At 44.7% G+C, this 9,174-nt stretch carries 6 protein-coding genes and 1 pseudogene; 3 read left to right on the top strand and 4 right to left on the bottom strand.

The features are described from left to right. Positions 1 to 283 precede the first annotated feature (283 nt). Together BV372_RS26675 and BV372_RS38455 are read right to left on the bottom strand one after the other, a co-directional pair. Positions 284 to 2,911 carry a CHAT domain-containing protein gene (locus BV372_RS26675; RefSeq protein WP_086689507.1) on the bottom strand — a complete coding sequence of 876 codons (2,628 nt, stop codon included), beginning with the start codon at positions 2,909 to 2,911 and terminating at the stop codon, positions 284 to 286. Between the two features lie 10 nt (positions 2,912 to 2,921). Beyond that, positions 2,922 to 3,020 carry a hypothetical protein gene (locus tag BV372_RS38455; RefSeq protein WP_373270814.1) on the bottom strand — a complete coding sequence of 33 codons (99 nt, stop codon included), beginning with the start codon at positions 3,018 to 3,020 and terminating at the stop codon, positions 2,922 to 2,924. A 205-nt stretch (positions 3,021 to 3,225) separates the two neighbouring features. Between BV372_RS38455 and BV372_RS26665 the strand changes: the two genes are divergently transcribed. Next, positions 3,226 to 3,840, top strand: coding sequence for a Uma2 family endonuclease (locus BV372_RS26665; protein ID WP_086689505.1), 615 nt, complete (start codon positions 3,226 to 3,228; stop codon positions 3,838 to 3,840). 136 nt (positions 3,841 to 3,976) lie between these two features. On the opposite strand, the gene BV372_RS26660 is transcribed toward BV372_RS26665, so the two are convergent. Beyond that, positions 3,977 to 6,319, bottom strand: coding sequence for a filamentous hemagglutinin N-terminal domain-containing protein (locus tag BV372_RS26660; RefSeq protein ID WP_256973467.1), 2,343 nt, complete (start codon positions 6,317 to 6,319; stop codon positions 3,977 to 3,979). 217 nt (positions 6,320 to 6,536) lie between these two features. Between BV372_RS26660 and BV372_RS26655 the strand changes: the two are divergent. After that, positions 6,537 to 6,773: pseudogene (locus tag BV372_RS26655) on the top strand (DUF5996 family protein); the annotation flags it as partial. Positions 6,774 to 7,763: 990 nt separating this feature from the next. Here the strand turns inward: BV372_RS26655 and BV372_RS26650 are convergent. Further along, the gene (locus BV372_RS26650; RefSeq protein WP_086689502.1) at positions 7,764 to 8,855 is read right to left on the bottom strand and encodes a thioredoxin family protein; all 1,092 of its coding nucleotides are present in this window, start codon (positions 8,853 to 8,855) and stop codon (positions 7,764 to 7,766) included. Between the two features lie 118 nt (positions 8,856 to 8,973). Between BV372_RS26650 and BV372_RS37215 the strand changes: the two genes are divergently transcribed. Then, positions 8,974 to 9,174: hypothetical protein (locus tag BV372_RS37215; protein ID WP_218776776.1), on the top strand; the 201-nt coding region annotated here is incomplete at its 3' end.

The following is a 9,174-nucleotide window of genomic DNA, read 5'->3' as shown; positions in this document are numbered from 1 at the left end:
ACATACCGCCCGCAGGCTGGAAGCCTGGGGCTATCGTTACAAAGCCCACCTTCGTGGGCTTTGTTCGATTAGCCGCACCATTCTATGGTGAGTCCAGTCGGCGGTGTCAGTTTCTGTCCCGTCGAACTGGCGTTCCCCGTAGGGGTTCTCGCAGAGTACCCGGAGGGTGACGGCGGGATTGCGGGATAAGCGAGGGGTATTACCCCTTATTCACCAGCTGCATCCCAAGGGGGGACGGCGACAGCCGGGGGGTAAATATATGCAACTTCACAAAGAAACGGTATTACAACCAATTCCCCACTAAGACGTAAGCTGCCCAAAATAATGGATGTTGGTACTTAGGGTTGTTTAACAAAGCTAGTTGGGCTTGGCGAAGTGCTTCTGCTTTAGTCAGCTGTTTAGTAGTTAATTCTCGGTAGAACTGACTCATAAGTTCTGCTGTAGATTTATCATCCACATTCCATAGAGAAGCAAGGGTACTGCGTGCGCCCGCCCGTACAGCTATCCCCGCAAGTCCCAAAGCAGCCCGCTTATCTCCAGCAGCCGTTTGGCAGGCGCTAAGTACAAGTAATTCGATCGCATTCGGTCTTTCTGTATCTCTAAAACGAAGTAAGGTATCGAGTTGATTGACGTTAATTCGACCATCCCAGGTGAGAATAAACGTCTCGTCAGCTTTGGAACTAAACTGACCGTGAGTTGCCAGATGTACTACAGGGAAAAGCACAGAATTGATTTTTTTTTGCAGAGTCTCGTTGGTAAATTTTTGATTGAGCAACACTGTAGTAGGTACTTCAGACTTAATTTGATTCAACTCCTGCACCACATTGCTGAGGGCAGAAAAGCCCTGTCGTGCTTCGGTAATTCCAGCAGTCAAAGCTTTTATTTGTTGCTGTGACAAAGACTTGGGAGCTAATAACTGTAACCCTGGAGTCAAAGCGATCGCATATTTCTGGATAAGATACTGTTGACCGTCGTAAAGGGATGCCATCGGAATATTTCGCAAGGAACCATCCAAAACAAATACCAAAGTTTTGATTTGGGATTTGGCTAAGTATTCCTGGGCAGGTTGCAGCAACCAATTATATACTTGCCTAGATAATGCCTGAGTTTGTTGTAGTGTATAAGGTTTGATTAGTTCTTGGCGCAATTGCTCTAAAATTTTTTCCACCTCAGTCGCAGCGATGCTAGTTTTGTAATGGCGTAACGGTTGTTGAGGTAACTTGAGAATAACTTCTAGTTTGTCTGCCAAGATAATTGGATAGATAACCGCCGCAGTCGGATCTTGTCGATCGATAACAGAGTCAATTTGTATTGGTCTTCCTTCTAAGCAAGCTACTCGAAAGAAGTTGTCCAGTTCAGCTAGTTGTAGGGATTCAATGACAGCACGGGCTTGCACTAAGTTACCTTGACTGGGTTGGGAGTCTCCTGGCGATCGCAACAGCAAATTGACCAACTGCCGATAGATTGGCTCTACTTCATCTCGGAAAGAAAATTGCACCTCTGGATTAATGGCAACTAAATCGTTGCGCAGAGATTGCAGGATTTTAACTGATTCAGTGTAAGCTGCGGTCGCACCTTTTATATCTCCCTTAGCTTTGAGCAACCGTCCTAACTGCCATTGCCAACGATAGGTAATATCTGGCACGTTGATACCTTGGGATATGACTAAAGCTTGCTGGGTGAGGTCTTGGGCGATATCAAATTGTTGGGTCTGTTCGTATAATCCTCCCAGATTTCCTAAAGCATAAGCAACTGAGCGTTGGTCTTGTAAATCTCTGGCTTGTTGGACTGCTGTAGCCAACATCTGCGCAATCTCCTTTACTTCTTGCCCTGCTTTCAGTTTCATTAAACTCTGGGCAAAGTTAATCCGCGCGTAAATCGCCTTGCGACTGACAGGTAAGTTAGGGATTTGAGCTTGGATTTTAGACACTAACCCTTGAGCAGCATTTAATTGATTTTCATCCAACAATAGGCGAAGTTGATTTAAATCGGCTTGGATGCGTGTAGTTGAGGAAGTAGAGGTAGCCGCAGCTTGTTGATAGTAATTTATAGCTGCTGGGGTATCCTGCTGGGCTGTGGCGGTGTTACCTAAACTGAGCCAAGTTTCACTGATAACTTGAGGAGATTGGGATGGCATTCGCCTTGCCACTTCTAAACTCTGCTGTAAGATCTTTCGAGATTGTTCTAAATCCCCAACAACTCGTAGTACATTGCCCAGACTACGCAATCCTGTAGCTTTGAGAGTTGAATCTGGTTGGTTTTGTAGGTTTTGATTAATCTCAGTTAATTTCTTCTGGGCTTGACGATAATTTCCTAAACTTTGCAAAGCTTGAGCAGAATTAATTTGGCTACGAATTGACCCAGTGCGATCGCCTATTTTTGCATAAATTGCAACTGCCTGTTGCCAAGTATTGAGAGCTAATTCAGCTTTTCCCTGTGCTAATTGTAGCCGACCTTGAATATCTAAAGCTTGAGCTAGGATTTGCGATCGGGAGGCTTGCTCGGTAGAGGTATCTTGTAATAAGTTTAGACTTTGGGTAATGGCTTGACTGGCTTTTGACCACTGTCCTAATTGCTGGTAAGTCAAAGAGAGATTGCTCAAGGTCATGGCTTGCTTGAGTTTATCCCCTTGAGCTTTATAAGCAATCAATGCCTGTTCAAAAACTAAAGATGCTTGATTAAACTGTTCTGCTTCATATAAGTTTCTGCCCTGTTGAAATAACTCTTGAGCATTAAGTACACCTTGAGCAATGGAGTTTTGGGCATCAATAAAAGCGAAGGTGGACGGTAATAAACCTATAGTTAATAAAATAGCCAAAAGTATCAGTATTCCACAACGGTAAGCTTCTCTAGGCAAATACTTCAACAGACGGCGGACTCTATGAAAAAATAAAAATCGTTTTCTTTTCATGTTCTTGCCCTCAATATTTTTTGCGTCTTTGCCAAAGGAATCCTTGTGAAAGATGGATGAGAACGATATCACCATTTAGCAATTCTATGGGGTAATTTTGCATTTGCAGTTCTTGGGCTACAGCAACAGCAATGGTTATTTTGCCCGCACCACTTAACCCTGTCAGCTAGAGAATTGCCCCTTGTTGTTTCATGTAGAATTTAATACTCGATAGTAATTACAACAAGTAGTAGTTTATGGCATTAATCGATGAATGCTTGGCAGTGGTCAGAGCGAAGATTTTGGTAAAGTAAAACATATCTGGAGGTATTATTATGACTCAAGCGTTGCCCAAATTAGTCACCTTCGATGAATTTAGCAAATGGTATCCCAATGATGGTAAACGCTATGAATTGCACAAGGGAGTAATTGTTGAAATGCCACCTCCAACCGGAGAACATGAAAAAGTTGTGGGATTTATCGCCCGTAAGCTAACTGTCGAGTTTGATCGCCTGAACCTTCCTTTCACCATACCTAAAACTGCACTCGTCAAAACTCCATCGGGCGAATCGGCTTATTCACCCGATGTAGTTTTATTAAACCTTGATAATCTCAGTAATGAACCACTGTTTCAAAAGCAGTCAACAGTTAGCCAAGCAGCTTCTGTACCTTTGGTGGTTGAGGTTGTATCGACTAATTGGCGCGATGATTACTATGACAAGTTCGCAAACTACGAAGAAATGGGCATTCCCGAATATTGGATTGCGGATTATGCAGCATTGGGTGCCAGAAAGTTTATCGGTAATCCCAAACAACCTACTATTGTTATATGCGAATTAGTAGATGATGAATATCAAATGACACCGTTTCAAGGCAATGCTGCAATCGCATCACCTACCTTTCCCCAATTAAATTTAACCGCCCAACAGATTTTTGATGCGGCTAACTAAAATTTCTGATAACTTGCCATTAAATACCTTATTTAACCATAAGCAAGGGGGAATGTCCTCTGCCTCCAAGATATGGAGCGATCTCGCACCCCAAGTTTCCCTAAAGCGCCATCTTATTTATTTACGCCTTGTTGTACTAGTTGCGCTGTTGCGACATACTGCACGATTTTTGAGTCAACCCCAGATGATTGGGTGTGGCAGTGGACGCAGAGGCGGTGAACAGCAATTCACCATTCTTATTCTTTACTAACCCCTGAGCTTCTACTATGGGGGTAGGAGCAGGTGCGATCGCAGAAACAGTTGGACTAGAGTGATTTACTTTCGGATCAAGAGTAACCAAATTCACCTCAATTGCATCATCACTCAGCATCTCGTTGGGACTGTCTGACAATCCACCGCGTCCTGTAACAACAAAACTACTAATTTGTTCGCCTCTGGGAGTACAGCCCTGAGCAATTTGTTGTGAAGCATCAACTATATTGATCGGCAGTTCCACTAATCCTTTGCTAGGGTCAACATCGGGTGTATTAAGTTCTACAGTACCACTCAAGTCAGGAGTTGCGCCTGTAGCGGTAATGTCACTTTCTACGGTAAGTGCATTGCGAAACTCTGTGCCTAAAATGTTCAGTGCTTCTACTTTCACCCGACCTCCACGAAAATCAGTAGAGTTAGCACTGATGTCACTGTTTTCCGCAGCTACTAAAAAATTAGTATTAATATTGATATCGCCACCGATGACGTTGTTGCCAATGGCGTTAGTGGTAATATTACTGCCACGACGCAGAAATACTAAGTCTTTTGCACGTAGAGTAATTGTTGCTTGAGGTTGAGCGGGGTTGGTGTTGGCACTGCGAGTATCAGCCCTCAAAGTGCCATTGTCCAAACGTGTAGAATCAGCAGCGATAGTTACATTACCTGCATTGCCTGTTCCTCGACTTTCCACAAAAACTCCAGCCCCATCGCGAATTAATAGTTGCTGGGTATTAATCCTTAAGGTTCCCCCATCTCCTGCGCTTCTTGCTTGAGCAGACAAGTTACTAGGACGACCACCGACGGAGCGACCAATCAGTTGTACAGAGTCAGCAAGGACAGCCAAATTACCTCCCTTGCCAGGAGCAAATGTGGCAGTACTTACCGCTGCCCCATCTTCAATCAGCAATTCTTGAGTGTTAATTATTACTGAACCTGCATCTCCTACGCCTTGAGTGAGGCTAGCCAAGCCACTAGCACTTAGATCGTTAGCCGTGCGACCAATCAGATGTACTTTGTTAGCAGTGACAGTTACATTTCCCCCTTTGCCACTACTAACTGTACTGGCATTTACTTGTGCTCCTGCTTGGATAAGTAATATAGGAGTGGTAATTGTCACCGAACCTGCTTGCCCTGATCCGTTAGTTGCAGAATATAATCCGCTAGCAGATATAAAGCCAGCGCCAATCAATTCTCCAGCCAATTCCACTGATTCGGAAGCATTCACAGTCAAATTTCCTCCCGGCCCCGTACCAAAAGTAGTAGTTCTGACTTGTGCTCCTCCTCGCATAATCAATCGTTGGACATCAATACTGACATTTCCTGCTGCTGCTGAGGTAAAGGTGTTAGCTCTAACAATCGAGGATCTCTCCAAGTTTAACTGCGAACCTCTGATAGAAACTGCACCACTCTCTGCTTGATTGTAAATGCTGCTGTCTTCCTCAATGGCAATGTCTACAAAACTTCTAGACAATTGAATATTTCCAAATGTTCTAGCGTTTTGATAGTTTAAAGTCCAGCCTTGGTTTGTTTGGCTGAGATTAACTTGACCAACTCCCGTAACGCTACCTAGTTCAATTCGCCCGCCTGGTACATTCAGAAAAGCACCTTCTAGGATTACATTTCCGCCTACTAAAGCCAAGGTTTTATTTGATGGTAGTATTAGTCCAAGCATCTGTTGGCTAGCAGATGAACCACCTATCCCCTGTACGCGAATATCTCCAGTTTTTTCTCCATATTGCAATCCCAGAGGAACATTTACGCTTAATAAAGGCTTAGTTTGTGGAGTAATAGCACTAAATTCTAAGCCGTCGGCAAATTTCAAGCTACTTGCTGTACTTGCGATAAACGAACCACCAATATCTAAACGGGCGTTTTGCCCAAAAATAATTCCATTTGGATTGATGAAAAACAGATTAGCTAAACCGTTAGCTCGAATCAATCCATCAATATTAGAAATAGATGAACCTGTGACTCGGCTAATTATATTCTGAATATCCGCAGCATTATTAAAGAAAGCTGTGCGTCCTGTTTGGACGGAAAATTGCTCAAAGCTATGAAACAAATTTGCGCCCCGCGTTGCGCCACCCGAAATCACATCAACGGGAGAATCAGGAGTTTGAGGTGTAACTACAGAACTTTCAGATCCCAAAGTAGCATCAGGAGCGATTTGGGCTATTGCAGAATCACAAAAGGCGATCGCTCCACCCATCGCTAAGCAACTTGCCAAGTAATATTTCCATCTGCAACCGCTTGTAGCCATTTGAGAAATTACGCCTAATGTCAATTAGAAAAAGGCGAGAGAAGTAAGAAGAAGAAAGTTACCAGCTATTCAACTTGAACTTCCCCTATCATTAGCATAGACTTTCTCAGACTTTTGACAACTATATTTAGGAGTGACAGTTAGCGAGAAACTATTAAGTTAAGTAAGTCGAAGAGTCTTTGGGCAACGTGTTCCAGAACATCCGGGTGGTGTACTGAATATGGCAGATTGGGTGACGCGAGAAGCCTATTCGCATGAGGTCAGTAGTTGTGGTTTTTGGTTTGGAGGTGGACGCCAACAACTACCTCAATTTGTGCAGTTTCAGAATGAGCTAGCTGTGAACTACTGTAAACTTGTCACTGTTGGTGTTGATGCCCTAATCGTGCAAGCTGCATTCTGGGCCAGATTGGGGGCACAATAGCAATTTTTGTGTGATGAGGCGCGATCGCTTGTCAAACAGATCAATATTCTGGATGCAACAGAAGGTGAGTATGCCTATCGTCCTCAACCCTACACCTTTATTTTTAAGGGTATTTTTATGGTAAATAAGTAAAAGTACTCATAATAAAACAGGTAGAAATTATGGCTTCCATATTTTTTGGCTTGGCTTGGGCTTTTCAAGGATTTCTTCTAGGAGGTATTACTCCATTAATCTTGTATTTAGTACTGAGTACATTTTTATCTTTAGTAAAGTCGAATTTTAGGATAAATAGATATATAGATAAATACGTAGAGCCTCTAAAAGTTATACAAGTATGCGCATTAATAGGTACTGTAATAGGATTTTTCTTTGGCTTTACTTATTTTTACTAACGGTTTAGCCATGAAAATCAATTGGCATGGGCACGTCAAGCTTCTCACTTAGGAATAGATACAATCAATCTTCAATCGTGGGCTACACAACGACCGCGATCGCGCTTTATTTGGTGTATGCCTATTCAGTGCCGCAAGAATCTGCGAAGCTTGTACCCTGTTGACTGAGGATATTTACACACCCAAAGGACAGGTTGGGATTGTAGTGAATTCCATGAGGGATTGGAGGAATGCATTCCGTCAGGTTGCCGCAAGCATCGCGTTGGAACCCGCGTAAAAATGGTTATGCTGTAAGAAACTAATAAAACATAACCAAAATAGTTGTCATGATCGTCATGACCAACATTCAAAACTTCATTGAACATCTGCATTTCAAACGCCTTACACAAATCATCTACATGGCAGAACAAAGATTCTAAACTAAACATAGGACAGGTGCTGGATTTGACGTTATGTTCAGCTTACTACCTGTCCCTTTCCTGATCCCGAACTCAGGTTTAGTTAACAATGCAGGCATTAAAAAAAACGCCAACTTTTGGGATGTGACTGAAGCACTCATTATTTTTGTCTAAGTCCCAATAGGAGGCGATATGCGTTATTAACCGAAGGTGAACGCAAATGCCTCCACCCCGGCATCCAGAAACTCGATCTCGAACTGCCGATCGGTGATGGGCTGCGGCTGTCGGACCAGTTGGTACAACCGCTGTTTGGTAGCTGTGCCTTCGCCTCGCACATCGACATCAAGTCCGCGAGCCGCGATTGTCGGTTGCCCGTCTACGAACACGCGAAACCGCACGCACGTTCCTCGCTCACTCGGTCCCATGACGAGATGAAGGTCGCGTGCGTGGAAGCGGTACGCGATCCGCCCACCGGACTTATTCAGTACAATGGCTTGTCTTGTGATTGTCCAATCGCCCGAAAGTGCCCATTGATTAAGTTTCAATTGCGCGGGGACGGTATATAAACGAGGCTTGTTTAACACCGCGCTGCCGGAAGATGCAAAATTCTCTGTTCTTTCGTAGCCGAGGTAGTTTTCAGGCGATTTCAGGCTGTTCCAATCTGCGGCAGCCTCAAAACCGTGAGCGTCAACTTCAACCATTTCCTGACCGACACGGTCAGTTCCGGACTCAGAAAGTAGCTGTTGAATGACCCTTTCCGATTGCTCGTACCCGCCCTCACCGAATTGGTGATGACGAATGCGTCCTTGCGTGTCTATAAAATAAAGGGCTGGCCAATAATGGTTCCCGAAAGCGCGCCACACCGCATAATCGTTATCCACGGCGATCGGATAGTCAATTCTCATTTCCGTTGAGGCTCGGCGGACATTATCGATATTCTTCTCGAATTCAAACTCGGGCGTATGCACACCAATCACTGTTAGTCCCTGATCCTTATACTTCTCGGCCCACGCACGAACATAAGGAAGTTGGCGCAGCCAATTGATGCAGGTATAAGTCCAGAAGTTGATCAGCACGACTTTTCCGCGCAGTCCGTCAACCGTCAAGGGCTGGGAATTGAGCCACGCGATCGCGCCGACAAGAGAAGGCAGTTCGCCTTCAATAGGTAACTCAGCCGTTGCCGACGTAGCGTGCTGTTTGGTGCAGCCGAGCCTGCCAAACTGGGTGGCAGCAATGGTTTTAACTGTGGTTGTTAAAAAGTTGCGGCGATTATGATTGATTTCTTCGGACACGTGCTGACCTCCTTGTAGTTGCGTTCAGATAGGTACGGTAGAATTAGAGAACCTCAACGCTCCTCACCTCACCGACAACCGCGCGCATAGCTTCAGCCTTTGGGTGTGCGGTGCGCTCGTGGACATGCGACGCGGGTGTCCGATCGATCAGCAGGCTGAGCAGTTCGGGGCGGTTACTCTCTTTGATCAGCGTCGTCAAGAACCCGACCTGGCGGATGCCATTGTGACCGCATCATCTGGAAAGAACCTGCAAAACCTCCTCCATGTAACGATCAGCTGCGGCGGCGGCCTCTTCGGGACTGCTGCCATTCTGACGCGC

This window comes from Nostoc sp. T09, assembly GCF_002154695.1.
In the GTDB taxonomy this organism is placed as follows: domain Bacteria; phylum Cyanobacteriota; class Cyanobacteriia; order Cyanobacteriales; family Nostocaceae; genus Aulosira.
Note: the sequence above shows the minus strand (reverse complement) of the source record. Positions and strands in the feature narration are given on the sequence as shown.